21 protein-coding genes are annotated in these 25,744 nt (G+C 72.7%); 6 read left to right on the forward strand and 15 right to left on the reverse strand.

The genetic code is table 11. The features are described from left to right. Nucleotides 1–81: 81 nt before the first annotated feature. Nucleotides 82–2,448: a malto-oligosyltrehalose synthase gene (gene treY / locus E6R18_RS29435; RefSeq protein WP_136319925.1), complete on the forward strand. Its 2,367-nt coding sequence runs from the start codon at nucleotides 82–84 to the stop codon at nucleotides 2,446–2,448. On the opposite strand, the gene E6R18_RS29440 is transcribed toward treY, so the two are convergent. Both E6R18_RS29440 and E6R18_RS29445 read right to left on the reverse strand, forming a co-directional pair. Further along, nucleotides 2,435–3,466 carry a cytochrome P450 gene (locus tag E6R18_RS29440; protein WP_136319926.1) on the reverse strand — a complete coding sequence of 344 codons (1,032 nt, stop codon included), beginning with the start codon at nucleotides 3,464–3,466 and terminating at the stop codon, nucleotides 2,435–2,437. The genes treY and E6R18_RS29440 overlap by 14 nt on opposite strands. A gap of 57 nt (nucleotides 3,467–3,523) precedes the next feature. Further along, a complete protein-coding gene (locus E6R18_RS29445) occupies nucleotides 3,524–4,465 on the reverse strand; it encodes a LysR family transcriptional regulator (protein ID WP_240799894.1) in 942 nt (313 codons plus the stop codon). A gap of 111 nt (nucleotides 4,466–4,576) precedes the next feature. On the opposite strand from E6R18_RS29445, the gene lpdA reads away from it, so the two are divergent. Next, on the forward strand, nucleotides 4,577–5,998 hold the full coding sequence (gene lpdA / locus E6R18_RS29450) for a dihydrolipoyl dehydrogenase (protein WP_136319927.1): 1,422 nt from the start codon (nucleotides 4,577–4,579) through the stop codon (nucleotides 5,996–5,998). Between the two features lie 2 nt (nucleotides 5,999–6,000). Here the strand turns inward: lpdA and E6R18_RS29455 are convergent, their stop codons facing one another. Then, nucleotides 6,001–6,567, reverse strand: a complete 567-nt coding sequence (locus tag E6R18_RS29455; RefSeq protein WP_136319928.1) for a DUF1707 and FHA domain-containing protein — start codon at nucleotides 6,565–6,567, stop codon at nucleotides 6,001–6,003. A gap of 175 nt (nucleotides 6,568–6,742) precedes the next feature. Here E6R18_RS29455 and E6R18_RS29460 point away from each other — a divergent pair, with 175 nt between their 5' ends. Continuing rightward, nucleotides 6,743–7,699 (forward strand): GNAT family N-acetyltransferase, encoded by a 957-nt coding sequence (locus E6R18_RS29460; RefSeq protein WP_136319929.1) that lies wholly within the window; start codon nucleotides 6,743–6,745, stop codon nucleotides 7,697–7,699. Nucleotides 7,700–7,706: 7 nt separating this feature from the next. Here E6R18_RS29460 and E6R18_RS29465 read toward each other — a convergent pair whose 3' ends face one another. Continuing rightward, entirely contained in the window at nucleotides 7,707–9,062 is a 1,356-nt protein-coding gene (locus E6R18_RS29465) for a GH1 family beta-glucosidase (RefSeq protein WP_136319930.1), read from the reverse strand. Nucleotides 9,063–9,235: 173 nt separating this feature from the next. Between E6R18_RS29465 and treZ the strand changes: the two genes are divergently transcribed. After that, nucleotides 9,236–10,996, forward strand: coding sequence for a malto-oligosyltrehalose trehalohydrolase (gene treZ, locus E6R18_RS29470; protein ID WP_136319931.1), 1,761 nt, complete (start codon nucleotides 9,236–9,238; stop codon nucleotides 10,994–10,996). A 9-nt stretch (nucleotides 10,997–11,005) separates the two neighbouring features. Here the strand turns inward: treZ and E6R18_RS29475 are convergent, their stop codons facing one another. Beyond that, nucleotides 11,006–12,136: an aminopeptidase P family protein gene (locus tag E6R18_RS29475; RefSeq protein WP_136319932.1), complete on the reverse strand. Its 1,131-nt coding sequence runs from the start codon at nucleotides 12,134–12,136 to the stop codon at nucleotides 11,006–11,008. Between the two features lie 68 nt (nucleotides 12,137–12,204). Beyond that, nucleotides 12,205–12,849, reverse strand: coding sequence for a nucleoside/nucleotide kinase family protein (locus E6R18_RS29480; protein WP_136319933.1), 645 nt, complete (start codon nucleotides 12,847–12,849; stop codon nucleotides 12,205–12,207). Between the two features lie 62 nt (nucleotides 12,850–12,911). On the opposite strand from E6R18_RS29480, the gene E6R18_RS29485 reads away from it, so the two are divergent. After that, nucleotides 12,912–13,298 (forward strand): VOC family protein, encoded by a 387-nt coding sequence (locus E6R18_RS29485; protein ID WP_136319934.1) that lies wholly within the window; start codon nucleotides 12,912–12,914, stop codon nucleotides 13,296–13,298. A gap of 43 nt (nucleotides 13,299–13,341) precedes the next feature. On the opposite strand, the gene E6R18_RS29490 is transcribed toward E6R18_RS29485, so the two are convergent. The 8 genes from E6R18_RS29490 to tdh all read right to left on the reverse strand — a co-directional run bounded on the left by E6R18_RS29490 (nucleotide 13,342) and on the right by tdh (nucleotide 22,469). Further along, nucleotides 13,342–13,587: a hypothetical protein gene (locus E6R18_RS29490; protein WP_206308461.1), complete on the reverse strand. Its 246-nt coding sequence runs from the start codon at nucleotides 13,585–13,587 to the stop codon at nucleotides 13,342–13,344. A 126-nt stretch (nucleotides 13,588–13,713) separates the two neighbouring features. Then, nucleotides 13,714–14,172, reverse strand: a complete 459-nt coding sequence (locus tag E6R18_RS29495) for a hypothetical protein (RefSeq protein WP_136319935.1) — start codon at nucleotides 14,170–14,172, stop codon at nucleotides 13,714–13,716. A gap of 95 nt (nucleotides 14,173–14,267) precedes the next feature. Next, on the reverse strand, nucleotides 14,268–14,492 hold the full coding sequence (locus E6R18_RS29500; RefSeq protein WP_136319936.1) for a hypothetical protein: 225 nt from the start codon (nucleotides 14,490–14,492) through the stop codon (nucleotides 14,268–14,270). Continuing rightward, nucleotides 14,492–18,808, reverse strand: coding sequence for a DUF6531 domain-containing protein (locus E6R18_RS29505; protein WP_136319937.1), 4,317 nt, complete (start codon nucleotides 18,806–18,808; stop codon nucleotides 14,492–14,494). Before E6R18_RS29505 ends, E6R18_RS29500 begins: the two co-directional genes overlap by 1 nt. Beyond that, nucleotides 18,805–19,167 carry a hypothetical protein gene (locus tag E6R18_RS29510; RefSeq protein ID WP_136319938.1) on the reverse strand — a complete coding sequence of 121 codons (363 nt, stop codon included), beginning with the start codon at nucleotides 19,165–19,167 and terminating at the stop codon, nucleotides 18,805–18,807. The genes E6R18_RS29505 and E6R18_RS29510 overlap by 4 nt, the downstream gene beginning before the upstream one ends. Nucleotides 19,168–19,251: 84 nt before the next feature. Next, nucleotides 19,252–20,151: a LysR family transcriptional regulator gene (locus E6R18_RS29515; protein WP_136319939.1), complete on the reverse strand. Its 900-nt coding sequence runs from the start codon at nucleotides 20,149–20,151 to the stop codon at nucleotides 19,252–19,254. A gap of 57 nt (nucleotides 20,152–20,208) precedes the next feature. Beyond that, nucleotides 20,209–21,402, reverse strand: a complete 1,194-nt coding sequence (locus E6R18_RS29520; RefSeq protein WP_136319940.1) for a glycine C-acetyltransferase — start codon at nucleotides 21,400–21,402, stop codon at nucleotides 20,209–20,211. A 38-nt stretch (nucleotides 21,403–21,440) separates the two neighbouring features. Then, entirely contained in the window at nucleotides 21,441–22,469 is a 1,029-nt protein-coding gene (gene tdh, locus E6R18_RS29525) for an L-threonine 3-dehydrogenase (RefSeq protein WP_136319941.1), read from the reverse strand. Between the two features lie 622 nt (nucleotides 22,470–23,091). Here tdh and E6R18_RS34490 point away from each other — a divergent pair. Next, nucleotides 23,092–25,080 carry an RICIN domain-containing protein gene (locus tag E6R18_RS34490; protein ID WP_136319943.1) on the forward strand — a complete coding sequence of 663 codons (1,989 nt, stop codon included), beginning with the start codon at nucleotides 23,092–23,094 and terminating at the stop codon, nucleotides 25,078–25,080. Between the two features lie 18 nt (nucleotides 25,081–25,098). Here E6R18_RS34490 and E6R18_RS29540 read toward each other — a convergent pair whose 3' ends face one another. Then, the gene (locus E6R18_RS29540; RefSeq protein WP_136319944.1) at nucleotides 25,099–25,545 is read right to left on the reverse strand and encodes a MarR family transcriptional regulator; all 447 of its coding nucleotides are present in this window, start codon (nucleotides 25,543–25,545) and stop codon (nucleotides 25,099–25,101) included. Nucleotides 25,546–25,744 lie beyond the last annotated feature (199 nt).

Below are 25,744 nucleotides of genomic sequence, written 5' to 3' on the forward strand. Positions count from 1 at the left end.
GGGACATCCGGTGTCACCCCGTCGTGCCCTTGTGCCCGGCGGGGTGACACAGGCGGCCCGGATGTGGGTACGAAGGTTCCCATGACGCCTACCGCCACCTACCGGCTCCAGCTCCAGCCGGAGTTCCCGTTCTCGGCCGCCGAGGACGCCGTGCCGTATCTCGCCTCGCTCGGCGTCTCCCATCTGCATCTGTCACCGGTCCTGGAAGCCGTGCCCGGCTCCCGGCACGGCTACGACGTCGTCGACCACGGCCGGGTCCGCGCCGAGCTGGGCGGCGAGGAGGGGCTGCGGCGGCTGGCGCGCACCGCGCGGGAGCACGGTCTCGGTCTCGTCCTGGACATCGTGCCGAACCACATGGCGGCCGACCCCCGGCACAACCACGCCCTGCGGGAGGTGCTGCGCGAGGGGCCCGACTCGCCGTACGCACGCTGGTTCGACATCGACTGGGCGGCGGGCGGCGGGCGGATGCTGCTGCCGGTGCTCGGCGGCCGGATCGGCGACGAGATGGCGCGGATGCGGGTCGACGGCGAGGTGCTGCGCTACGGCGAACAGGAGTTCCCGCTCCGGGCCGGCACCGCCCACCTCGATCTGCCCGAGCTGCTGGACGCCCAGCACTACCGGCTCGGCTGGTGGCGGCTGGCCCGGACCGAGCTGAACTACCGCCGGTTCTTCACCATCTCGGACCTGATCGGGGTGCGGGTGGAGGACCCGGAGGTCTTCGCCGCCACCCACGGCAAGATCCTCGAACTGGTCCGGGAGGGGGTCGTGGACGGTCTGCGGATCGACCACCCGGACGGGCTCGCCGACCCGGCCGGCTATCTGGAGCGGCTCTCCGAGGCGAGCGGCGGGGTGTGGACGGTGGTGGAGAAGATCCTCACCGGGTCCGAGCCGCTGCCGGCCGGCTGGCCCGTGGCGGGGACGACGGGATACGACGCGCTGTACCGGATCGACGGCCTGTTCACCGACCCGGAGGGCGCGGCGGAGCTGCTGGGCCACTACCGCGACTCCGCGTCCCCGGCCGGAGACCGGGGCGGCTACTGGACGGCGACCGTGCGCCGGGCCGCGTACCGCGTGGTCACCCACGAACTGGCGGCGGAGACCGAACTGCTGACCCGGCTGGCGTCGCGGATCTGCGCCCAGGACCCCGCGCTGCGCGACCACGCCCCCTGGGCGCTGCACACCGCGGTGCGCGAGCTGCTGGTCCGGGTGCCGGTCTACCGGCCGTACGTGACCGCGGGCGGCCCCTGCTCCGAGACGGCCGAGGCGACGCTCGACGCGACGGCGGTGAGCGACGCGAAGGCGGTCTTCGCGGTACGTGAGGAGGCGTCGGCCGTCGATGTGGTGCGGGACCTGGCGCTGGGGCTGCTCGGCGGGGGCGGTGACCGGGCGGCGTTCTGTGCCCGGTTCGCCCAGACGGCGTCCGCGCTGCGCGCCAAGGCGGTCGAGGACACGGCGTACTACCGGTACGTGCCGTTGATCTCGGCGAACGAGGTGGGCGGCGATCCGGGCCACCCGGCGGTGGAGCCGGCGGACTTCCACGCCTTCTGCACCCGGATCGCCCGTGACTGGCCCGCCACCGGGACGGCGCTGACCACGCACGACACCAAACGCAGCGCCGATGTGCGGGCGGGCGTCGCGGTGCTGTCGCAGTGCCCCGGCCGGTTCGCGGGACTGGTGGCCGGGCTGGCGCGGTCGGCGTCGGCCGCCCCCGATCCGCAGCTGGCCTGGCAGGCATGGCAGACCGCGATCGGCTGCGCCGGGATTCCGGCCGGCGAGCGGGCGGCGCGGCTGGAGCCCGCGCTGCTGAAGGCGGTGCGCGAGTCGGGCCTGTTCACCAGCTGGACGGAGCCCGATCCGGTGTACGAGCGGATGGCGTCGGACTTCGTCGCCGCCGGGCCGGCCGCGGACACCGGCCCGGTCCGGGAGCTCGTCGAGGAGTTCGCGGCCCCGCTCGCCCCGCATGTGCGCGCCCAGGTGCTGGGGACCGCGTTGGTGCACCTGACGATGCCGGGGGTGCCGGACCTCTACCAGGGCACCGAGCGCGCGTACCTGGCGCTGGTGGACCCGGACAACCGGCGGCCGTTCCGACAGCCCGCGCCGGACGCGCCCGCCGACGAGAAGGCGGAGCTGACCGCGGCGGCGCTGCGGCTGCGGCGCGAGCGGCCCGGCGTGTTCGGCGAGTCGGGTACGTACGCCCCGCTGAGCGCGTCCGGCCCGGCGGCTGCGCACTGCCTGGCCTTCTGCCGTTCGGGTGAGGTCGTCACGGCGGTGACCCGTCTTTCGATGCGGCTCGCGGAGTCGGGCGGCTGGCGCGGGACGCGGCTGGCGCTGCCGGACGACGGGGTGTGGCGGGACCTGCTGGCACCCGGGCGGGAGTTCTCGGGCGGCACGGTCGAGGTGGCCGAGCTGTTCGCCCGGCGTCCGGTGGCGCTGCTCAGCCGGGCCTGACGAGCAGGGAGCGCGGGCCCCGGGTGAGCAGTCCGGTGGCCGCCGGGCGGAAGCCCTCCGCCCAGCGCAGCCGGGGCATCGCGTCGAGCAGCGCGCGCAACCCCTGTTCGGCCTCCAGCCGGCCGAGCGCCACCGCGGGGCAGCCCGGCGGGCCGGTCAGTGTGCGGTCCTGGTCGGGGCGGAACGGGTCGAACACGTCCGGGGCGGCGAACCGCTGCGGGTCGCGGGCGGCCGCCCCGACGAGGCAGGCGACGGGCGCCTTGGCGGGGAGGGTGCCGCCGCTGAGGGTGACCTCGGCGACGGTGCGGCGCAGCACGACCTGGACGGGCGGGTCGCGGCGCAGGGACTCGGTCCAGGCCCGGCCGGCGAGCGCGGGCTCGATGCGCAGGGCGGCCAGCAGGTCGGGGTCGTCCAGCAGGTTGGCGAGGAGCGAGGCGAGCGCGGTCTCGCGCAGGGCGGTGTCCCGGAGGCAGGGCCCGTCGCCGGCCGGCGCGGCGGCGGCCTGGGCCGCCTCCCCGTCCGGCGCCCGGTTCACGTCCCGGCCGGACCCCGCGGGCAGCCAGCGGCAGAACTCCTCGACCAGGTCGGCCCGGGAGCGCAGGGCGATGCGCCGGGCCAGCACATAGGCGGTGCGCTCCACGCGTTCGGCGAGAGGGGCGGGGACGGTGCCGGTCACCACGGTGTAGCGGTCGGAGGGCAGGCAGCGCGCGCTGCCGTGGCACAGGCCGAGGGGCGCGGGCCCGCCCCGGGGCGCCCCGTCGTGCGGGAAGCCGGTGAACCGGGGGTCGGTGAGGGCGGCGGTCACGTCGTCGTACCGGCTGATCAGCCAGGCGCCGAGCGGGGCGTCGTAGCTGAGCGGGTACTGCTCGCGCAGCATCCGGTAGAAGCGGTACGGGTCGTGGGCCGCGCCGCGTGCCAGGAGGCTCGGGCCGGTGCGATTCGTGGACCGGCCGGCTCGGGTGCGGCGTTCGGGCGAGGTCGTCGGGGCCGGTATGTCTCGGGGCGCGTCGGCCTGCATGGCGTTCCCCCGGGGCGAGTCGGTGCGCCGGTGCGCGGCGCGGTCCCCCTCAGGGCATCACCTGAACGGGCCCGTCGCAGTCGGCGCGCGGCCATCCGGGTGACACGGGGCCGCCTCGCCGGTCCGCCGGACGTCCGCCAGCAGCTCGGTGAACGCGGCCGCGGCGCCGGTCAGGCCGACGCGGGAGAAGACGGCCAGCTCCCGCCGCCAGGCCGGGTCGACGGTGAGCAGGGCGCAGTCCTCGCCGACCGCTCCGCGTACGACGTGCGCGGGGGCGGTGGCGACGCCGACCCCGGCCGCCGCCATCCGTACCGCGGTCGAGGTGTGCTCGGTGCGCACCGCCGTACGGGGTGTGAAGCCGGCCCGGGCGCAGGCCCAGTCGAGGAACGGGCGCCCCTCCACAACGGCCTCCATGGCGCAGCGCACCCAGAAGCGGTCGGCGAGCTCCTGGAGGCGGACCGAGGCGCGTCCGGCGAGGGGGTCGTCGAAGGGGACGACGAGGACGATGTCCTCCGCGCCGATCGGGACGACCGGGCCGCTCCAGCGGGCGGGCGGGGGCCCGACGGCGAGGTCGGCGGTGCCCCGTTCGATCTGCTCCTCCAGCGCCTCGGTGGTGGCGTACTCGTGCAGGACGAGGGCGACCCGGGGGTGGGCGGCGCGCCAGCGGGCGAAGACGTCGGGGAGGATGCCGACGGCGATGGCGTGCACGGTGGCGATGTGCAGTTCGCCACCCTGGGCCCCGGCGGCGGCGCGGGCGGCGCGCCGGGCCTGGGCGGCGCTGCGCACGGAGCGTTCGGCGTGCGGCAGGAAGGCGCGGCCCATGGCGGTGAGCCGCACGCCGCGCGGCAGCCGTTCGAGCAGGGGGCCGCCGACGGTCCGCTCCAGGGCCTTGATCTGGTGGGAGAGCGCCGGCTGGGTGACGTGGAGGTGTTCGGCGGCCCGGGTGAAGGAGGACTCCTCGACCACCGTGAGGAAGTACTCCATCTGCCGCAGGCTCATCACGCCCCCGTTTCGTGTGCGCACCGGTTCACCCGCCATGAACTGTGTGCATGGAAGCCACACAAACATTGACTTGGACTCATGGCAAGGACCGGGCGGAGGGTGGGGGCCATGACACGGAATCAGCGTACGAACGAGACGGACGTCGTCGTCATCGGCGGGGGGACCGGTGGTTACTCGACGGCGTTGCGGGCTGCCGGGCTCGGGCTGGGCGTCGTCCTGGCGGAGCGCGACAAGGTGGGCGGGACCTGTCTGCACCGGGGCTGCATCCCCAGCAAGGCGATGCTGCACGCGGCCGAACTGGTCGACGGCATCGCGGAGGCGCGGGAACGCTGGGGTGTGAAGGCGGTGCTGGAGTCGGTGGACTGGCCGGCGCTGGTCGCCACCCGCGACGACATCGTGTCCCGCAACCACCGGGGCGTCCAGGCGCATCTGACGCAAGCGGGTGTCGAAGTGGTGGCGGGCAGCGCGGAGTTGACGGGGCCTCGCAGTGTCCGGATCGAGGGGTACGGGGACGTCGTCGCCCGGCGCGGCATCGTGCTGGCGACGGGGTCGCGGCCCCGGATGCTGCCGGGTCTGGCGGCGGACGGGCGGCGGGTGGTGACCAGTGACGACGCGCTGTTCGCGCCCGGGCTCCCGGATTCGGTGCTGGTGCTGGGCGGCGGGGCGATCGGGGTGGAGTACGCCTCGCTGCACCGGTCGATGGGGGCGCGGGTGACCCTGGTGGAGGCCGCCGACCGGCTGGTGCCGCTGGAGGACGCCGATGTGTCGCGCCATCTGACCCGGGGCCTGAAGAAGCGGGGCATCGATGTGCGGACCGGCGCCCGGCTGCTGGAGGCGACACTGCTGGACGACGGGGTCCGGGCCACGCTGCGCACCCCGCGCGGCGAGACCCGGACGGTTGAGGCGCGGCGGCTGCTGGTCGCGGTGGGCCGGGTCCCGGTGACGGACGGCCTGGGGCCGGCCGCCGCGGGGCTCGCCACCGACGAGCGGGGGTATGTGGCGCCGGCGCACTGGTCACGGCTGGAGACCTCGGTGCCCGGCATCCATGTGGTGGGCGATCTGCTGCCGCCGCCGTCCCTCGGGCTGGCGCACGCCTCGTTCGCGGAGGGCCTGTTGGTGGCGGAGACGCTGGCGGGGCTGCGGCCGGTGCCGGTGGACTACGACGCGGTGCCCCGGGTCACCTACTCGGCGCCGCAGACCGCCGCCGTGGGCCTGACCGAGGCGGGCGCGCGCGACGCGGGGCACGACGTCGTGGTCAACACGATGCCGCTGACGGCCGTGGCCAAGGGGATGGTGCACGGGCAGGGCGGCATGGTGAAGGTGGTCGCGGAGCGCGGGGGCCGGGTCCTGGGGGTGCACCTGGTCGGGCCGCACGTCTCGGAGATGGTCGCCGAGAGCCAGCTGATCGTCGGCTGGGACGCGGAGCCCTTCGACGTGGCCCAGCACATCCACCCGCACCCGACGCTCTCGGAAGCCGTCGGCGAGTCCTTCCTCACCCTGGCGGGCCGGGGCCTCCACCAGCAGGCGTGACGTTACGCCGGCGGCCGGAGCGCGGGCGCGGACAGCCGGAACACCATCCGGCCGAAGCTGACCTGGTCGCCCTCGCGCACCGGGACCGTGCCGGTGACGCGCTGCCCGTTGACGCAGGTGCCGTTGGTCGAGCCGAGGTCGCGCAGCATCCAGCGGTCGCCCTGCGCGGTCAGTTCGGCGTGCATCCGGGAGACGGTCTCGTGGCTGAGGCGCAGGCCGTTGCCCGGGTCGCGGCCGATGAGCAGGGGGTGCGGGCTGGGGGCCGGCAGCAGCAGCTTGGGCAGCCGCTCCGCCCGCCAGGCCCGGCGGACGCGCTCGGGGAAGCCGGAGACCGCGCCCACGACCCGCAGCAGCCCGCGCGACCAACGGCCCTCGCGCTCCAGGTCCTTGGTGAGCGCTTCCAGCTCCTCGGGGCGGCTCGTCGTCAGGGCCACTTCCATGCGCCGCATGAAGGTGTCCTGGGAGAGCCTGCCCTGGGCCGCGCCCTCTCTGAGCACACCGAGAACACGGTCGCGCTGGGCGTCCGACAGCCGCGCGGGATACGTGTGGGACTCGAAGGAGGACGTCACGCCCGCAATTGTCGGTCCGACGGCCCCGGGGTGTCCAGAACAACCCTGCTTTCGCGCTCCTGACCTGCGCGGGCCGCCCCCGGATATCCGGGGGCGGCCGGTCGGAAGCGTTGCTAGGGTCGGCGGCCGTGCCTCCGGCGACCGCCGTGACGCACCCGTACACCCGGGGGGATCTGTGCCCGACGCACCACTCGACCTGACCGTCCGACCGCTCAGCGGCCCGGAGGAGCTGGACCTCTTCCGCCGACTGCCCTACGTCCTCGACCACGAGCTGGCGGACGACCTCGCCACGGGGCGCCGCCGTCCGGAGTGGATGTGGGTGGCGCTGCGCGGTGAGCGGGTGGTGGCGCGGATCGCGTGGTGGAGCAGGGGCGGCGGAAAGCCGCTGCTGCTCGACTTCTTCGACCTGGACGACACGCTGCCCGGGCCCGAGCGCGAGGAGGCGGGGCTGCGGCTGGTCGAGGCGGCGACGGCCGCCGTCGTACCGGCCGGGACGCCGCGCCCCGAGTACGGGCGGTTCGTACCGGCCGACTGGCGGGAGGACCCGGCGGTCCGCGACGCCGTGGAGGCCCGCATCCGGGTCATGGAGCGCACCGGTGCCCGGATGCTCGCGGAGCGGCTGCGCCTGGAGTGGCGCCGGGGTACGCCGGTCCCCGCCGACAGCGGGCGGCTGCGGTTCCGTCCGGTCGCCGGGCGCGCGGACCTGCTCGACCTGATGACGCCGGTGATGGAGGGCACCCTCGACGCGCACGGCCGGGCGGACCTGGCGTCCGGCCTCTCACCGCGCCAGGCCGCCGAGAAGCACTACGACGAGGAGCTGGCCGGCTATGCGACGCCCCGGGAGTGGTGGCGGGCGGCCGAGCTGCCGGACGGCGAGCCCGTCGGCTTCGTGATCCCGGCCCGCAACGACTACAACCCGATCATCGCGTACATCGGGGTGCTGCCCGCCCATCGCGGTCACGGCCACATCGACGACATCCTCGCCGAGGGCACCCGGCTGCTCGCCGCGCAGGAGGGCGTGGAGCGCGTCCGGGCGGCGACGGACCTGGGCAACGTGCCGATGGCGAAGGCGTTCGCGCGCCTCGGCTACGTCGACTTCGAGCGCGCCTTCGACATGGTGTGGGACGACTGACCGCCGGTCACTCTCCGGCGCCCCGCTGGGCCTTGATGAGATCGCGGTACCAGGCGTAGGAGTCCTTCGGGGTGCGGCGCAGCGTCTCGTAGTCGATGTGGACGAGGCCGAAGCGCTTGCTGACGCCCTCGGTCCACTCGATGTTGTCGGTGAGCGACCAGGTGAAGTAGCCGCGTACGTCGACGCCCGCGTCGATCGCCTCCCGCAGGGCCCTGAGGTGGCCGTCGAGGAAGGCGATCCGGCGGGTGTCCTTCGCGGGCTCGTCCACGGCGCAGCCGTTCTCGGTGATGTAGAGCGGCGGGAGCCGGTCCCCGTAGCGCTCCCGCAGCTGTACCAGGGTCTCGCGCAGGCCCTCGGGGACCACGGGCCAGCCGAAGTCGGTCTTCTCGTACCCCTCGATCTCCCGGATGCCGAAGGGCAGGCCCTCGGGCATGCCGAAGCCGGCGAAGCTGTCGAGGGCGTCGGGGGTGGGGGCGCCGACGAGGGTGGGGTTGTAGTAGTTGACCCCGTACCAGTCGAGCCGGGTGGAGATGGTCCGCAGGTCGTCCTCGACGGGGCCCGGCATCAGGGCCGCGAAGTTCTCGTCGGGGTAGCGGCCGGTGAGGAGCGGGTCGGCGAACAGCCGGTTGGTGAGGGTGTCGTACAGCTCGGCGGCGAAGCGGTCCTCGTCCGACTCGCCGGCCGTCCAGACCGGCGAGTGCGATACGGCGATGCCGATGTTCCCGGCGCCCGCCGCGCGCAGCGCGCGTACGGCCAGACCGTGGGCGAGGAGCTGGTGGTGGGCGGCGGGCAGCGCGTCGAAGAGAAGGGTGCGGCCGGGGGCGTGCTCGCCGAGCGCGTAACCCAGGAGGGTGACCTCGGCGGGTTCGTTGACCGTGATCCACATGGGGACGCGGTCGGCGAGGCGTTCGGCGACGATGCCCGCGTACTCGGCGAAGCGGTAGGCGGTGTCGCGGTTGAGCCAGCCGCCGGCCTCGTCCAGCGGGAGCGGGGTGTCCCAGTGGTAGAGGGTGGGGGCCGGGGTGATGCCGTGGGCGCAGAGCTCGTCCACGAGGCGGTCGTAGAAGTCGAGGCCCTGCGCGTTGACCGGCCCGCTGCCGCCGGGCACGACGCGCGGCCAGCTCACCGAGAACCGGAAGGCGTCGGCGCCGAGTCCGGCCAGCAGGGCCACGTCCTCGCGGTAGTGCCGGTGGAAGCCGGTGCCCCGGCTCGTGTCGGTGCCGTCCTTGATGCGTCCGGGCTGCGCGGCGAAGGCGTCCCAGCCGGAGGGGCCCTTGCCGTCGGTGTCGGCGGCGCCCTCGGTCTGGAAGGCGGACGCGGAGGCTCCCCACAGGAAACCCGGCGGGAACGACGGCACGGTCATCTCGGCCTCCACAGCCGTAAGAGGGAGTGCGTAGGGCAGAACCCGGCAGGGCAGTGATCAGATTCAGACCTTAATCGCCAGTATCGAACTCGATCCAGTGTCGGGGGCCGAAGATCGTGCCGTCTGCCGACCATGGGCCGGGGCGAACGGCCCCGGAAGCGAGGGAGCGCTGCATGTTGTTCGAGGTATGGGCACCGGACGCGGGATCGGCCGCTCTGCGGCTGGCGGGCGAGCCGCTGCCGATGGAACCCGATCCGGACCGGCCCGGCTGGTGGACCGCCGAGGCGGCGGCGGCGGACGGCGACCGGTACGGCTTCGCGCTGGACGGCGGCCCGGTGCGTCCCGACCCCCGCTCGCGCCGCCAGCCGGACGGGCCTGACGGCGAGTCCGCGGTGGTCGACCACGACGCGTACACCTGGCGCTCCGACTGGGCGGGGCGCGGGCTGCCGGGCGCGGTCCTGTACGAGCTGCACATCGGCACGTACACCGACGAGGGCACCTTCGACGCGGCGGCGGCCCGGCTCGGGCACCTCGCGGAGCTGGGCATCACCCACATCTCGCTGATGCCGGTCTGCCCCTTCCCCGGGGTGCACGGCTGGGGGTACGAGGGGGTGTCGCTGTGGGCCGTGCACGAACCGTACGGCGGGCCCGAGGGGCTGAAGCGCTTTGTCGACACGGCACACGGGCTCGGGCTCGCCGTCGTCCTGGACGTGGTCCACAACCATCTGGGCCCGTCCGGCAACTACCTCCCCCTCTTCGGCCCGTACTTCACCGAGACGCACCACACCCCGTGGGGCGCGGCGGTCAACCTGGACGCGCCGGGCTCCGACGAGGTGCGGGCGTTCCTGCTGGGCAGCGCGCTGGCCTGGCTGCGGGACTACCGGCTGGACGGGCTGCGGCTCGACGCGGTCCACGCGCTGGCCGACACCCGGGCGCTGACGTTCCTGGAGGAGCTGTCGGCCGCCGCCGACGCGCTCTCGGCGGAGCTGGGCCGCCCGCTCCCGCTGATCGCCGAGTCCGACCTGTGCGATCCGCGCACCACGACACCGCGCGAGGAGGGCGGGCTCGGTCTGCACGCCCAGTGGAACGACGACTTCCACCACTGCCTGCACACCGCGCTGACCGGTGAGGACCAGGGCTACTACGCGGACTTCGCGGCCGCCCCGCTGGCCGGGCTCGCCAAGACGATGACGAGCGCCTTCTTCCACAACGGCACGTACTCCAGCTTCCGCGGCCGTACGCACGGGCGCCCCGTCGACCCCGGCCGCAGCGCCGCCCACCGCTTCGTCGGGTACGCCCAGACCCACGACCAGATCGGCAACCGGGCCCTCGGCGACCGGCTCGCCGCCTCCCTCTCCCCCGGGCTGCTGGCCTGCGCGGCGGCGCTCGTGCTGACCGGTCCCTTCACGCCGATGCTGTTCATGGGCGAGGAGTGGGGCGCCCGTACGCCCTGGCAGTTCTTCACCGACCACACGGACCCGGAGCTGGCCGAGGCGGTGCGCACCGGCAGGCGGCGGGAGTTCGGGGCGCACGGCTGGGCCCAGGAGGACATCCCGGACCCGCAGGACCCGGCCACCCGGGCCCGCTCCTGCCTGGACTGGGACGAACCCCACCGCGAGCCGCACGCCCGGCTGCACGCCTGGTACCGCGAGCTGATCGCGCTGCGCCGCACCCTGCCCGACCTCGGCGACCCGGATCTGGGCTCGGTGAAGGCGGCGTACGACGACGGGGCGCGCTGGCTGGCGGTGCGCCGGGGCGATCTGCGGATCGCGGTCAACCTCGACGGGAAGCCGGCCGCGATCCCGCTGGGCGGCGGCCGGCACCGCAGCGGCGGGGGCCGGGTGCTGGCCGCCTGGCTGCCGGTCGACCCGCCGGGCCCGGACGGGATGCTGCATCTGCCGCCGGAGTCGTGCGTGGTGCTGGCCGACGGCTGAACGGGGCCGCTACTCGACGATCGCGAGTTCGCGGGCGGTGGCGTTGAGGCGCCGCCCGCCGTCCTCGGTGACGGTCACGATGTCCTCGATGCGGACGCCGAACCGGCCCGGCAGGTAGATGCCGGGCTCCACCGAGAAGCACATGCCGGGCACCAGCGGCTGCTCCTCGCCCTCGATCATGTACGGGGGTTCGTGGGTGGTGACGCCGATGCCGTGGCCGGTGCGGTGGATGAAGCGTTCGCCGTAGCCGAACTCGGTGATGACGGCGCGGGCGGCCCGGTCGATCTCCTGGCAGGCGACGCCGGGGCGCACCGCCGCGCAGCCCGCCTGCTGGGCCTCGCGCACGATGTCGTGGACCCGCTGCTCCTCGGCGGTGGGTTCGCCGACGTGGACGGTGCGGGAGGTGTCGGAGCCGTAGCCGTGCTTGAGCCCGCCGAAGTCGAGGACGACCATGTCGCCGTGCTCGATGGTGCGCTCGCCGGCCTCGTGGTGCGGGTTGGCGCCGTTGGGCCCGGAGCCGACCACGGTGAAGTCGACCTGGGAGTGCCCGTGCTCGGTGAGCAGCCGGGCCAGGTCGGCGGCGACCTCGGTCTCCTTGCGGCCGGAGAAGCGGACCTTGACGATCTCCCCGTACGCGGCGTCGGCGGCGGCCCCGGCCGCGGCGATCCGTTCCAGCTCGTGGGTGTCCTTCACCGCGCGCAGCATCGGCAGCGCCTCGGTGAGGGAGGCGTACGAGGTGTCGGGCAGCCGCTGCTGGAGGCCGAGCAGGTGCATCGCCCAGGCGTTGTCGCTGATCCCGAACCGGCCCCGCGCGTCGAGCAGCGGGGCGGTGACGGCGTACGGGTCCTTGCCGTCCGTCCAGTCCCGCAGCGTCATGGCGGGGGCGCCGACGGCCTTCGCCGCGTCCGGGGCCTCCAGCGTCGGCACGACCAGGACGGGGTCCTGGCCCGCCGCGAGGACGAGGAGGGTGAGGCGTTCGGTGTCCGCGGGCGGCGCGTAGCCCGTCAGGTACACCATGTCGGGCCCCGGCGCGACCAGCACACCCGCGAGCCCGGCCGCGGCTGCGCTCTCGGCGGCCCGTGCCATCCGGGCCCGGTAGTCGTCGGCGGTGAACGGCACGGGCTGGTTCGGGCTGGGCATGCGGGGCCTCCTGACGGTACGGAACAGCCCTCCCATCCTGCCTCCTCCGGCCGTACGCACGCGAGCGGTCAGCTTCCCGCGTCCGGCCGGACGACGAGGTCGGCGCGGTCCCTGAAGGCGGCGACGAGCCGGGCGTTGGCCTCGTCGGACCGGGCGACCCAGCGCTCGGCGTCGGCCCGCTGCTTCCCGTACCGCACATGCCGCTCGACGAGCCGGGGCACGCGGACGGCGTCGTCGCTCTCCAGGAACCACGCCTCGTCCAGCAGCCCGCGCACCGGCGCCCAGGGCCCTTCCCCGTAGAGCAGGTAGTTGCCCTCGGTGACGACGAGCGGCACCTCCGGCGGTACGGGGACCGCTCCGGCGACCGGCTCCTCCAGGGCCCGGTCGAAGGCGGGGGCGTACACGACGGTCCCGCGCTCGGGGGCCCGCAGCCGCGTCAGCAGGGCGGCGTACCCGGCGGCGTCGAAGGTGTCGGGCGCGCCCTTGCGGCCGGCCAGGCCGAGCCGTTCGAGTTCGGCCTGGGCGAGGTGGAAGCCGTCCATGGGCACGAGCACGGCGAGCGGCCCGAGCGCGTCGGTGATCCGCCCGGCCAGGGTGGACTTGCCGGCGCCGGGCGGCCCGGCGATGCCGAGGATGCGGCGCTCGCCGGCCCGGGCGAGGCGCCGGGCGCGGGCGGTGAGGCCGGTCAGGTCGCTGAGGTCGCTGAGATCCATGCGGATAGTGTCGCGTCACGGGCCGGCGACCGTCCGAGCCCACCCGTCCCACGAGGAGTCCGATGCCCCACATCGCCCTGGTCACCCTGGTCGTCCGCGACTACGACGAGGCCCTCTCCTTCTACACCGGCGCGCTCGGCTTCGAGCTGGTGGAGGACACCGACCGGGGCGACGGCTCCCGCTGGGTGGTGGTGCGTCCGAGGGGCACCGAGGGCACGGGACTCCTGCTGGCCCGCGCCAAGGACGAGGCCCAGGCGGCGAGCGTCGGCGCGCAGACCGGCGGCCGGGTCGGCTTCTTCCTGCACACCGAGGACTTCGCCGGCGACCACGCCCGGATGACGGCGGCCGGGGTGCGGTTCCTGGAGGAGCCGCGCCATGAGCCCTACGGCTCGGTCGCGGTCTTCGAGGACCTGTACGGCAACCGGTGGGACCTGCTCCAGCCGGCGTGACGCGGCGGGGCGGCGGCCCGCCCGTGCGGCCCGCGCCCCGGGGTCAGCCGCCCGTGCCGGGCAGGCTCGTGAAGCCCACCACCGGGCCGTCGGCCGTTTCGCTCGCCCGGACGTCGAAGGCCCGGTGCGGAAAGGCGTCCCCAAGGGACAGGCGCCAGGCGCGGGCGATCTCCCGGGCGAGGTCCAGGGCGTTCGACCGGGACGCGGGATCGTCGTCGAAGTCGACGTACATCCACAGCCGGAACTCGTTGAGTGTCGCCTCGACGGAGGCGACGTCAGGGCGATCCACTCGGCCGGGCCGGTGGACCGGGAGAGGAAGTCCAGATAGTCGCCTCCACCACCCGAGGCCGCCGCCCACTCCCCGGCCCCTGAATCCTTCAGCGGATCCATCCGCGATCTCCCACGGTGGGATTCCTCACTCCGTACCACCCCACATGGCCTCGATATCCTGACAGTGAACGGTGATCGACGCGTCCGTCAGTGCGATCTCATGAAGGCATCCGCCCTCCCGGGGAAGAATTTCGTCGAGCAGCACGGTATCGGCCTGCATCCAGTCGATCAACCGGTCGTAGTCGATCGAGAAGTGCGAGACACCGGAGTACCGAAGCCGAAGTCCGCACTCGTGCTTCCACTGGTTGGCGGCGAAATCGATGACCAGGATGCCGCGCTTGTCCGTCGGTACGGAGATCGCCGCCAGCTCCAGGTCCTTCACGCAACGACTGCCGCGCATGCTGTAGTGCTCCGCGTCGGACGCATAGGCCCAGGCGCCAGGAGGCAACGCGTCCCGCATCTTCGGGAGCTCGGCGAGATAGGCGCTCGGGTCCAGATCGAACCCGTGCATCTCGGCGTCCCACTCCGCTTTCACGAACTTCATGAACAGCTTTCCATTACGTGTCCGGCACCGGCCCGGGAACGGAACGGCGATCCCCCAGTCCTTGGTCGAGGTAATTTTGGCCAGCGTTCGCCACCTCAGGCCGTGGGCTCGTTGCAAGGAACAATCAGTTCCCAGTCCTTCCCAGAGTCCCCCGTGCGAAGAAATTCACCGAGATACAGTTCTGTCTCTTCGCGCACGTCCTGATCCTTCAGCCACAGGGATTCACACTCCGGACACATGAAGAAAATCTCGCCGGAGTCCTTGCGTTTATAGCAGCGCACCCAGTCCTGCCCGCAATGGACGCATGCCACCTTCTCCATCAGTGCCAACTCCTCGGAAAAGCAGTGATCACTTCATTGCCGTTTTCAACCGTGATGGAAATATAATTCTCGCCAGGATTGAAACCGACTTGACGTTCCATTGGAATGATATACGTGATGCGCGCACCCTGCTTATTCTCCGAGACCGCCAGGGCACGTCTACTCCATGCCTCATCCACCGTCTCAAGCACTCCCTTGCTTCCCGTGTCGAACACCCCATGAGCAGGCTTTGCCGGATTTTCTCGGGTGTGCTGCATTACGTGGGTGATCCGGTGCCCCTCGGCGGATCCGGGACCATAACCGAGGCCTTCTTGTGAGCGATACCACCCACCACCCAGGTCTCGCAGGTCGCATCCTGCGAGGCCGAGAGGGTCTGCCCATGTACCAGGGTGCGGGACATAGGCATGATGGTTGGGCGCCGGCTCCAGGCCCAGCGGGTCCGGGCTGATGTAGCGGGCGGTCTCGGGGTCGTAGTAGCGGAAGTGGTTGTAGTTCAGGCCGGTTTCGGGGTCGGCGTACTGGCCGGGGAAGCGGATCGGGCAGTCCACGGACGTGGTGTCCGTGGCGGCCGGGAAGTCCGTTCCCCACAGGGTGGTGCGGCGCTGCCAGGTGAGTTCTCCGTCGGGGGTGACCAGTTCGGCCGGGGTGCCGAGAGTGTCCGTGACGACGGCCTGGAAGCGGGTGCTGAAGTCGGTGGACGCGTCCAGGGCCAGTTGGGCCAGCAGGGACGCGCCCTTTTCGGTGGGCAGCGGTTTGTGGTCGGTCTGGGTGAGGACGCTGTGGGTGCCGGGGGCGTAGTCCCAGGTGGTCACCCGGCCGTCCGGCCTCGTCCGCTCGGCCAGGCGCAGGTCGTCCCAGGTGAACTCCGTGCGGTCGGCGGCGGAGCCGTCCTCGGTCACCCGGTGCTTGGATACGCGGCGGCCCAGGGGGTCGTAGGCGTAACGCCAGCGGTCGCCGTCGGGGGTCACCGCCTCGGTCAGGCGGTCCTCCGCGTTCCAGGCGTACGTCCAGCGCAGCCGCTGCCCGTTGAGCAGCTTGCGGGTCCTGCGGATCAGGCGGCCCTGGGCGTCGTGCTCGTAGGCCGTGCGGCCGGCGCTGCGGATGAGGGTGCCGGTGAACTCGCGGTCCCCGGCGGACTCGTGCGCGGGGGCCGTGGCGTGGGTGAGGTTGCCCGTCGTGTCGTAGGCGTACGTCTCGGTCCAGCCGTGGGCGCGGACCCCGGTGACGCGGCCGGTGGCGTCGAGGTCGAACCGCCGGGTGCCCGAGGTGAGTTCGCGGATCTCGGCGAGGTAGCCGTCCTCGCGGTAGGCGTAGGTGCGGTGCTGGAGCAGCCGGTCGGCCCCGTTCACCCGGGCCGAGAGCCGCTGCCCGGTGAGGCGGTGGACGGCGTCCCAGTCCTGGGTGGGGGTGACGGTGTCGCCGATGCGGCGCTCCGTCTCACGGCCCGCCGCGTCGTAGGTGAAGGTCAGCGCGCCGGCGGCGGTACCGAGCCGGGTGGGCCGGCCGGCCGGGTCGTAGGTCCAGTCCGAGACCAGCCCGGACGGGGTGGTCCGCCGGGTGACGCGTCCGAGGGCGTCGTACGCGTACGTGGTGCTGCGGCCGTTGACGGTCTCGGTGAGCGGGCGGCCCAGCGCGTCCCGCTCGACGGTGACCTCCGCGTCCGCGTTGGCCGTGCGGGCCAGATGGCCGGAGGCCCCGTACGCGTAGGTGGTGACGCCGCCGCCGTCGGCGGTCTGTTCCACGACCCGGCCGAGCGCGTCGCGGGTGAGGCGGAGCGTCTCGCCGGCGCCGTTCGTCCGGGACGTCATGCCTCCGGACGCGTCGTGCGCGTAGGTCAGGACCCGGCCGTTGAAGTCGGTCTCCCGGACCAGCCGCCCCGCCTCGTCGTACGCGTACGACCAGGTCAGTCCCTGGGGGTTGGTGACCGTCGTGAGCCGGAGTTCGGTGTCGTAGGCGAAGGCGTACGTCGTGCCGTCCGGGTCGGTGCGGGTGGCGGGGACGTCGAAGTGGGTGCTGGTGTGCTCGGTGGTGCCGCCCGCGCGGCCGGTGTGGGTGAGGAGGTTTCCCTCCCCGTCCCAGCTCCAGGCTTCACGGGTGCCGTCCGCGTACTCGCGCCACAACGGCTTGCCCTCGGTGGTCCAGCCGGTGCGGGTGGTCCCGCCGAGCGGATCGGTGACCTCGACGACGCGGCCGAAGGTGTCGCGGCGGGCGGTCGTGGTGTTCCCGAGCTCGTCGGTGACCGCGACGGGCAGTCCGGCCGCGTCGGACGTCACCGTGCGGGTGTGGCCCAGGGCGTCGGTGATCGCGGACAGCTTGCCCGACTCGTCGTAGGAGAGTTGCGTTTCGGCGCCGAGGGGGTCGGTCGTGGTGAGCAGGTTGCCCCGCTCGTCGTAGGTGTGGCGCCAGACCGCGCCCCCTGGTTCGACGACCTCGGTGGGCCGGCCGAGCGCGTTGTACGTGGCCCGGGCACCGGACCCGTCCGGCAGGGTCACCTCCGTGAGGCGACCGGCCTCGTCGTACGCGTACCTCGTCGTACGGCCCAGCGGGTCGGTGACGGAGAGCGGCTTGTCACCCCGGTCCGTCCACTCGGTGCGGGTGGTGTGGCCGAGCGGATCGGTCTCCTCGACGACCATGCCCGCGGCGTTGTACCGGTGCGTGGAGCGCCGGCCGAGGGAGTCCGTGTAGGTGGTGGTGCGGGCCGCGTCGTCGTAGGCGAGCGAACCCGAGAGGAAGCCGTCGCTGCCCTCGGTGCGCTCGACGCGGCCGTCGGCGCCGTAGACGTACGCGAACGAGGTGCCGTTGCGGTCGGTCCAGGAGGTGACCCGGCCCTCGGAGTCGTACGTGAACCGCAGTGGTTCGCCGCTGGAGTTGACGACGTCGGTGAGGTTGCCCTCGGCGTCGTAGCCGTACCGCATGACGACGGTGCCGCCCTCGCGGGAGGCGTGCTTCGTGTAGACGTCCGGGGCGTGGTCGAGGAGCCGCAGGGCGGTGACGCGCGGGCCGGACGTGTCGACGGCGAGGTAGTAGCCGCCGGAGTGGCGAAGCGCGCCGGGGATGCCGTCGTCCGAGCGCTCGATGTCGATCCGCGCGCCGTCGCGGTCGTGCCAGCTCTCCAGGGGGAGGTGGAAGACCCCGAAGGTGCCCGAGGGGAGCGGGGCGCCGAAGGTGCGGACGACTCCGGAGTCGGGGTCGGTGACGGTCATCGCGCCGTCGGGCTTGCCGTCCCATTCGAGCGGCCAGGGCGCGCCCTTGACCGGCAGCACGGGCACGCCCGGCTCCGGGACCGGGTAGATCAGTCGCATCCCGTCGGCGGCGGCGAACACCACGCCCTCGCCGTCGATCTGGAGGCACTCGTCCAGGGTGGAGGCCCACGCCGGGCCGAAACACACCCCGCCGCGGTACGAGGACAGATGGGTCCGCTCGACGACCAGCGGGAGCCCGGCCGGGAGCGTCAGGTCCGTCTGCGTCATCAGCATGGCGCCGGTCGCCACGTCGACCGGCTCCCCCACGCACGGAGTGCTCTTGCACGGTCGGGCCGCGGGCCCGATCTCGACCAGGTCGGGGCGGAGCGACGGGGGCCGCAGCATCAGCGGCACGCTGTTGGCCCCCGTGAACAGGTTTCCCTCCACGCCGGCCTTCAGGACACCGCTTCCGGCACCGAACACCCCGCCGTAGACCATGCCGTCCCGGGCCGCGGCGTTGATCTCGTCCAGGCTGAAGCCGTCCTGCAGACCGGTGGCGATCTTCAGGGGCTGGGCGACCGCCAGGTCCATGGTCACCGATTCGATGCCACCGAAGGCCGCGGCGACCAGGGTTCCGGCCGCGATCTCGGCAACGGTGGTGGACACGGCGATGCCCATGGTGACGCCGAACTCGATCAGCGCCTCGGTGGCCAGAGCGGCGGCCCCCGCGGCGAGACCCGCGGTGAAGAAGGCCAGCGCCACGCCGCCGACGATGACCGCGGCGTCGATGCCTATCTGCGTCCAGAGTTTGGTGATGGCGTCGTCGACGGCATCGGCGAACTTGTCCAGCGCCTCCGCCATCTTCCGCGCCGACTTCGCCAGGTCACTGAGCCAGCCCGCGTCGTTGTCCTTGGCGTAGCGCCCCCAGAACACCGTGAACGTCTCGATCGCCTCGCCCTTGTTGTTGGCGATCAGCGAGGAGGCCGCGTTGTGGACCGGCGTACGGACGTCGTCGACCGCGTCCGCGAATGTCCGCCAGGCACCGGCGGCGCTGCGCAGGGTGCCGGAGTTGGCGTCGGGCCACCAAAGACCGAGCTTGAGCAGAAGGTCCTTGGCCTCGTCCTCGACACTCACTTGTCACCCTGGTCGTGGCCGGCCGCCGGCTTCGCCTTCTTGAACATCCCGGAGATCAGCTCGTCGTTGTCCACGTGCCCGTCCGACATGTCGGCCATCGCCTCGTGAATGCTGATCAGGCCGAGGACGAGAGTGCCGGCCGCTTTCTCGATGACCGTCTGCTGGGGGCTGTAGGCATCGCCGAACTGCTTGCCCTGCTCGTCGTCGCCCCACGGCTTGCCCAGCCCGTCCAGGGTGGTGACCAGCGTGGTGAGCGCCTTGCTCAGATTCTTGCCCTGCGTGTGGAAGACCGGCGCCGTCGCCTTGATGTCCGCCGTCTTGATGTCGAGGACCTTGCCACTGTCCTTGCCGTCGCCCATGCGCTGGTCTCCCCCCGGTCACGTGTAGTGCGCAGCCACCCTACCGAGGACATCTCATACGCCTGTTCGGTTACCGCCATCGCCTCAGCCCGCCGCGCCCGCCAGCGCGTCCAGGACCGGTGCGATCAGCGGGTGGGCCTCGGCGCCCCGGCGTACGGCGGCGAAGACGCGGCGGGTGGGGGCGGTCCCCCGCACCGGGCGGACCACCACGCCGGTCAGGGACATGCCGCGCAGGGCGGTGCGCGGCACCAGGGCGACCCCCGCGTCCGCACCGGCCAGCGCGACCACCGCGTGGAAGTCGTCCGAGGAGTGTTCGAGGTTCGGTGCGAAACCGGCGTACTCGCAGGCCAGGACCACCACGTCGTGGCAGGGGTTGCCCGGGTACGGACCGATCCAGGCGTCCTTGGCCAGGTCGGCGACGGCCACCTGATCCTGGGCGGCCAGCCGGTGCCCCACCGGGAGCACCGCGTCGAACGGCTCCGAGTACAGGGGGACGCGGGTGAGCCGGCGGTCGTCCTCGCCGGGGGCGCCCCGGTACTCGACGGCGACGGCCACGTCGACCTGCCGGTCCAGGACCATCGGGACGCTGGCGTCGCCCTCGGCGTCCTGGACCCGGACCTTGATGCCGGGGGCGGTCGTGCTCAGGGCGGCGATGGCGGGGGCGAGGACGAGGCCGATGCCGGTGGCGAAGGCGGCGACCGTGACCGTACCGGCGTGGCCCGCGCCGTACGCGGCGAGCTCGGCCTCGGCCCGCTCCAGCTGGGCCAGCACCGCGTTGGTGTGGGTGAGCAGGATCTCGCCGGCGGGCGTGAGGCGGGCGCCGCGCGAGCCGCGTTCCACCAGCCGGTGGCCGGTCTCCTGTTCGAGGGCGGCGAGCTGCTGGGAGACGGCGGAGGGCGTCAGGTACAGCGCGGCGGCCGCGGCGGTCACCGTGCCGTGGTCCGCCACGGCACGCAGGATTCGCAGCCGCCGTGCATCGATCATGTGCCCCATTGTCCCAGGTCGCGGGGGCGCCCCGACCGCCCCCGCGACCAGCCGGCCCTAGCTCTCCAGCGCGGCCCGCGCCGCGACGAACGCTTCCACGGCGCGGTTCACGTCGTCCGTGGAGTGGGCCGCGGAGAGCTGGACGCGGATGCGGGCCGCGCCCTGGGGGACGACCGGGTACGAGAACCCGATCACGTACACACCGCGCTCCAGGAGCAGCTCCGCCATCCGGCCTGCCTTCGCCGCGTCCCCGATCATCACGGGGGCGATGGCGTGGTCGCCGGGCAGGACGTCGAAGCCTTCCTCGGTCATCCGGGTACGGAAGAGCGCGGTGTTGGCGTTGAGCCGGTCGCGCAGGTCGCCGGCGGACTCCAGCAGGTCGATGACCTTGAGGGAGGCGGCGGCGATGACCGGGGCGAGCGAGTTGGAGAAGAGGTACGGGCGCGAGCGCTGGCGCAGCAGGGCGACGATCTCGGCGCGAGCCGCCACATAGCCGCCGGACGCGCCGCCGAGCGCCTTGCCGAGGGTGCCGGTGATGATGTCGACGCGGTCCATCACGCCGTGCAGCTCGGGCGTACCGCGGCCGCCGGCGCCGACGAAGCCGACGGCGTGCGAGTCGTCGACCATGACCATGGCGTCGTAGCGCTCGGCGAGGTCGCAGATCTCGCGCAGCGGCGCGACGTACCCGTCCATGGAGAAGACGCCGTCGGTGACGACGAGGCGGCGCCGGGCCCCGGACGCCTCCTTGAGCCGCTGCTCCAGGTCGGCCATGTCGCGGTTGGCGTAGCGGAAGCGCTTGGCCTTGGACAGGCGGATGCCGTCGATGATCGAGGCGTGGTTGAGGGCGTCGGAGATGACCGCGTCCTCGGCGCCGAGGATCGTCTCGAACACGCCGCCGTTGGCGTCGAAGCAGGAGGAGTAGAGGATCGTGTCCTCCTGGCCCAGGAAGGAGGAGAGCCGCTGCTCCAGCTCCTTGTGGACCTCCTGGGTGCCGCAGATGAAGCGGACGGAGGCCATGCCGTAGCCCCAGCGGTCCAGTGCCTCGTGCGCGGCGGCGATCACGTCGGGGTGGTCGGCGAGGCCCAGGTAGTTGTTGGCGCAGAAGTTCAGCACCTCGCCGGGGCGGCCCCCCGCGGTGACGGCGACGGTCGCGGACTGCGGGGTGCCGATGACGCGTTCGGGCTTGTGCAGCCCGGCCGCCTCGATCTCTTCGAGGGTGGTGCGCAGGTCGTCGCGTACGGAGTCGAACATGCCGGGTTCCTTAGGGGTCGGGACTGGTACGGACAGGCTCAGGCGGTCCAGTCGAGGATGACCTTGCCGCCGCGTCCGCTCGCCGCGTCGTCGAAGGCCGCCTCGAAGTCGCGGTAGCCGTACCGGCCGGTGATCACGGGGGCGAGGTCGAGGCCGCCCTCCAGCAGGACGGACATGGCGTACCAGGTCTCGTACATCTCGCGGCCGTAGATGCCCTTGACGGTGATCATGGAGGTGACGATCCGGGCCCAGTCGACGGCGAACTCCTCGGCGGGCAGTCCGAGCATGGCGATCCGGCCGCCGTGGGTCATGTTCGCGATCATGTCGCGCATCGCCTCGGGGCGGCCGGACATCTCCAGGCCGATGTCGAAGCCCTCGCGCAGGCCCAGCTCGCGCTGGCCGTCGGCGATGGTCTGCTCGCCGACGTTGAGCGCCAGGCTGACGCCGACCTTGCGGGCCAGGTCGAGGCGGGCCTCGCTGACGTCGGTGATCATGATGTTGCGGGCGCCGGCGTGCCGGGCGACGGCGGCGGCCATGATGCCGATCGGGCCCGCGCCGGTGATCAGGACGTCCTCACCGACCAGCGGGAAGGACAGCGCGGTGTGCACGGCGTTGCCGAACGGGTCGAAGATCGCGGCGATGTCGAGGTCGACGGGGACCCGGTGCACCCACACGTTGGACGCGGGCAGGGCGACGTACTCGGCGAAGGCGCCGTCGCGGCCGACGCCGAGGCCGAGCGTGGAGCGGCAGAGGTGGCGGCGTCCGGCCAGGCAGTTGCGGCACTTGCCGCAGACGAGGTGGCCCTCGCCGCTGACCAGGTCGCCCACGGAGACGTCCACGACGTCCGCGCCGATCGCGGCGACCTCGCCGACGAACTCGTGGCCGAGGACGAGCGGGGTGCTGACGGCCTGCTGGGCCCAGCCGTCGTAGTTGCGGATGTGCAGGTCGGTCCCGCAGATGCCGGTGCGCAGGACCTTGATCAGGACGTCCGATGGGCCGGTCTCGGGCTCGGGTACGTCCATCAGCCAGAGCCCGGGCTCGGCCTTCTGCTTCACGAGTGCCTTCACGGCTGCGGCTCCCTGTACCTGGTGCGGCGTTGATCTCCCCGGGCCGGGGGCGCGCCTGAGGAAGCCTGCGGCCCGGGGAAGGATGAGAGGGACGGCATGGCAGCGCGCTCGCACCGGCTGCCGCGCACCATCCTCCGCCGTCACGGAGAAATCTGCCGTACCCCGCGCCCCAGGTCCATCGAGGTTTTCTTAAACGGTGCCGCAGCTCCGCTTCACGCCGGGTCGTACGGGCGGGAGCGGCCCCTGCTCCGTTCGGCGGACCGGCGGCGGACTCACACCGCTGTGTAGAGCCCGAGGAAGCGGGCCCGTCCCCCGTCGACCCGGTGGAGGAAGATGCCCGACTGGGGCCGCACCACGTGCGTGTCGTAGAAGGACGGGCGCCGGGTGATGCCCTGGTAGGCGGTGCTCAGGATTCTCCAGGTCGGTGCTCGCGGCGCGCGCCCCCGAGTGAGCGCGGGCCGTCCGGGGGCGGGGGACGCCAAAAGTGTTGCGCCATCAAGACGTTGAGGCGGACGCCCACTAAGGATTGACATGGACAGGTCTTGACCACTGATACCGCGGCTCCCTAATGTGAGCCGGCATCAGACGTCTGCTGTCCGTTTTCAGACTATGGAGTTGTTCCATGCCCGGAAGACGAACCCTGCTCCTCTCGGCCCTGTCGCTACCGCTGGCATCCCTTCTGGCCGCGACCCCCACCACGGCGGCCCAGGCCGCCCCATCGGCCCCGCAGTCCTTCTACGTCGACTGCGGGGCCGCCGCCGCAGGGGACGGCACCTCGGCCTCGCCGTGGAACGCGCTGGCGCCGGTGAACGCGCACACCTTCCGGCCGGGCGAGAGGATCCTGCTCAAGCGCGGCTCCACCTGCACCGGCCAGCAGCTCTTCCCGAAGGGCTCGGGCGCGGCCGGGTCGCCGATCGTGGTCGACGCCTACGGCACGGGCGCCAAGCCCGCGCTGGCCGGCGCCGGCCAGGTCACCGATGTCGTGCGGCTCGCGGACCAGCAGTACTGGGAGATCCGCAACCTGGACATCTCCAACCAGGGCGCGGCGGCCGCCACCCGGCGCGGCGTCCACGTCACCCGTACGGACTCGGGCACCGGCACCTACTACCGGATCGCCGGCCTGGACGTCCACGACGTCAACGGGAACCAGACCAAGAAGGACGACGACGCCAGCGCCGGCATCTTCTTCGAGGTCCTGGGCAACACCACGCCCACCGCATTCGACGACGTCGCGATCACGGACAACACCGTGCGGACCGTCGACCGCTACGGCATCCACTTCTGGACCCGGTGGATGCAGCGCCCCGAGCTGAACAACCCCAACTGCGGCGCCACCTGCGGGGCGTGGAACCCGCAGACCCGGGTCGTCATCCGGGGCAACACCGTCTCGGACATCGGCGGCGACGCGATCGTGCCGCACCACACCGAGGGCGCGCTGGTCGAGTACAACAAGGTCGACGGCTTCCGCGAGCGCGAGCCCGCGCACTGCGCGGCCGGTGTCTGGGGCTGGAACACGCAGGACGCGGTGTACCAGTTCAACGAGGTGAGCGGCGGAAAGAGCGACTGCGACGGGCAGGGGCTCGACCTCGACGAGGCCAATATCCACACGGTCTACCAGTACAACTACAGCCACGACAACGAGGGTGGCTTCATCCTCCTGTGCAACGGCTCGGGCTCGACCACCGACGGCAACATCGTCCGCTACAACATCAGCCAGAACGACGGCGGCCAGCTCTTCGACATGGTCTGCGCGAAGACGACCGGCACGCAGATCTACAACAACACCTTCTACCTCGCCGATCCGGTCCAGATCATCAACAACGCCAACGGCTCGGCGGCGGCGAACGCCACGTTCACCAACAACGTCTTCCACGTGGCGACGACCGGGGCGAGCTACGTGAACGCCGTCGGCCTCGGCTTCGACTCGAACGTCTTCCACGGCACCCACCCGGCCGGTGAGCCGGCCGACGCCCACAAGGTGACCGCCGACCCGAAGCTGACGGCCCCCGGCACCGCGACCTCGCGCACCGACGCCGACGGCTACCGCCTCCGGGCGGGCTCCTCCGCCCTCGCCAACGGGGCCGTCGTCCCGGGCGCGGGCGGGCGCGACTACTTCGGCAACCCGGTCACCGCGGGCTGCGTGCCCGACCGGGGCGCCCACCAGTCGTCCACGGCCTGCGTGACGCCCACGGGGCCGGCGACCGGGGTCAACCGGATCTCCGCGGGCAGCCAGGCGATCGACGTACCGGCGCACTCCACGGCCCAGGGCACCCAGCTGGTCGGCTGGCTCTGGAACGGGGGCGACAACCAGAAGTGGAACGTGACGGCCGGCACCGACGGCACGTACACGCTGAAGAACGTGCACAGCGGCCTGTGCGCCGACGTCGACGCCAACTCCACGCGGGCCGGCGCCGCGATCATCCAGTGGCCGTGCACCGGCGCGGACAACCAGCGCTGGACCGCCATCCCGGCGGCCGGCGGCTACCGGCTGGCGAGCAAACGCAGCGGGCTGCTGCTCACGGCGGCCTCCACCGCCGACGGGGCCCCGCTCACCCAGCAGCCGGCCTCCGCGGCCGCGATCCAGACGTGGGCCTTCACCCGGCAGTCCTGACCCGGGCGCTCCCCCGGCTCAGCCGCGCGGCCAGGGCCGCCCGTCGAGGCGCTCGATGTCCCGGTTGAGCCGGGCGAGGTCGTCCGCGAAGCGGGCGGCCTCCTCCGGCGCCCAGTCGGCCAGGACGCGCTGCAGGCCCTCCCGGTTCTCGGCCCGGTCCTTGTCGAGCCGGCGTTCGCCCTCGTCCGTGATGACGAACTTGCGGGCGATCCCGCCGTCCGGGTCGGCGATGCGCTCCACGACGCCGGCGCGGAGCATGGCCGCGGTCTGCCGGTTCAGCGTGGAGGTGTCCAGCCCGAAGGCGTCGTGCAGCTGGCCGATGGACATCGGGCCCTGGACGCGGATGCGGCTGAGCAGGATGTACGCGCTCCGGTCGAGCCGCCCGTCGCCCCGCGAGGTCAGCAGACTCATGTGCCGCCCGAGCAGCATCGTCTCGAACTCGATCCGGTCCACAGGCATGTCCACGCACGGCTCCCTACGACTGCGGGCGCGCCTCCCAGGATCGGGACTGCGGCCTCTCGGTAACAGATATACCATGCAGTGTATGCATGGTGCACTTTATGTGCATCATGCATAGCTCTCCTTCGAACGGCGTGGTCCACGCGTCGGCCGCCACTCGAAACGGTGGTCCCGGCTCTTGCGGAGGCAGACAATCCGCTGTCGC

Source organism: Streptomyces sp. A1277, from assembly GCF_004795015.1.
GTDB lineage: Bacteria > Actinomycetota > Actinomycetes > Streptomycetales > Streptomycetaceae > Streptomyces.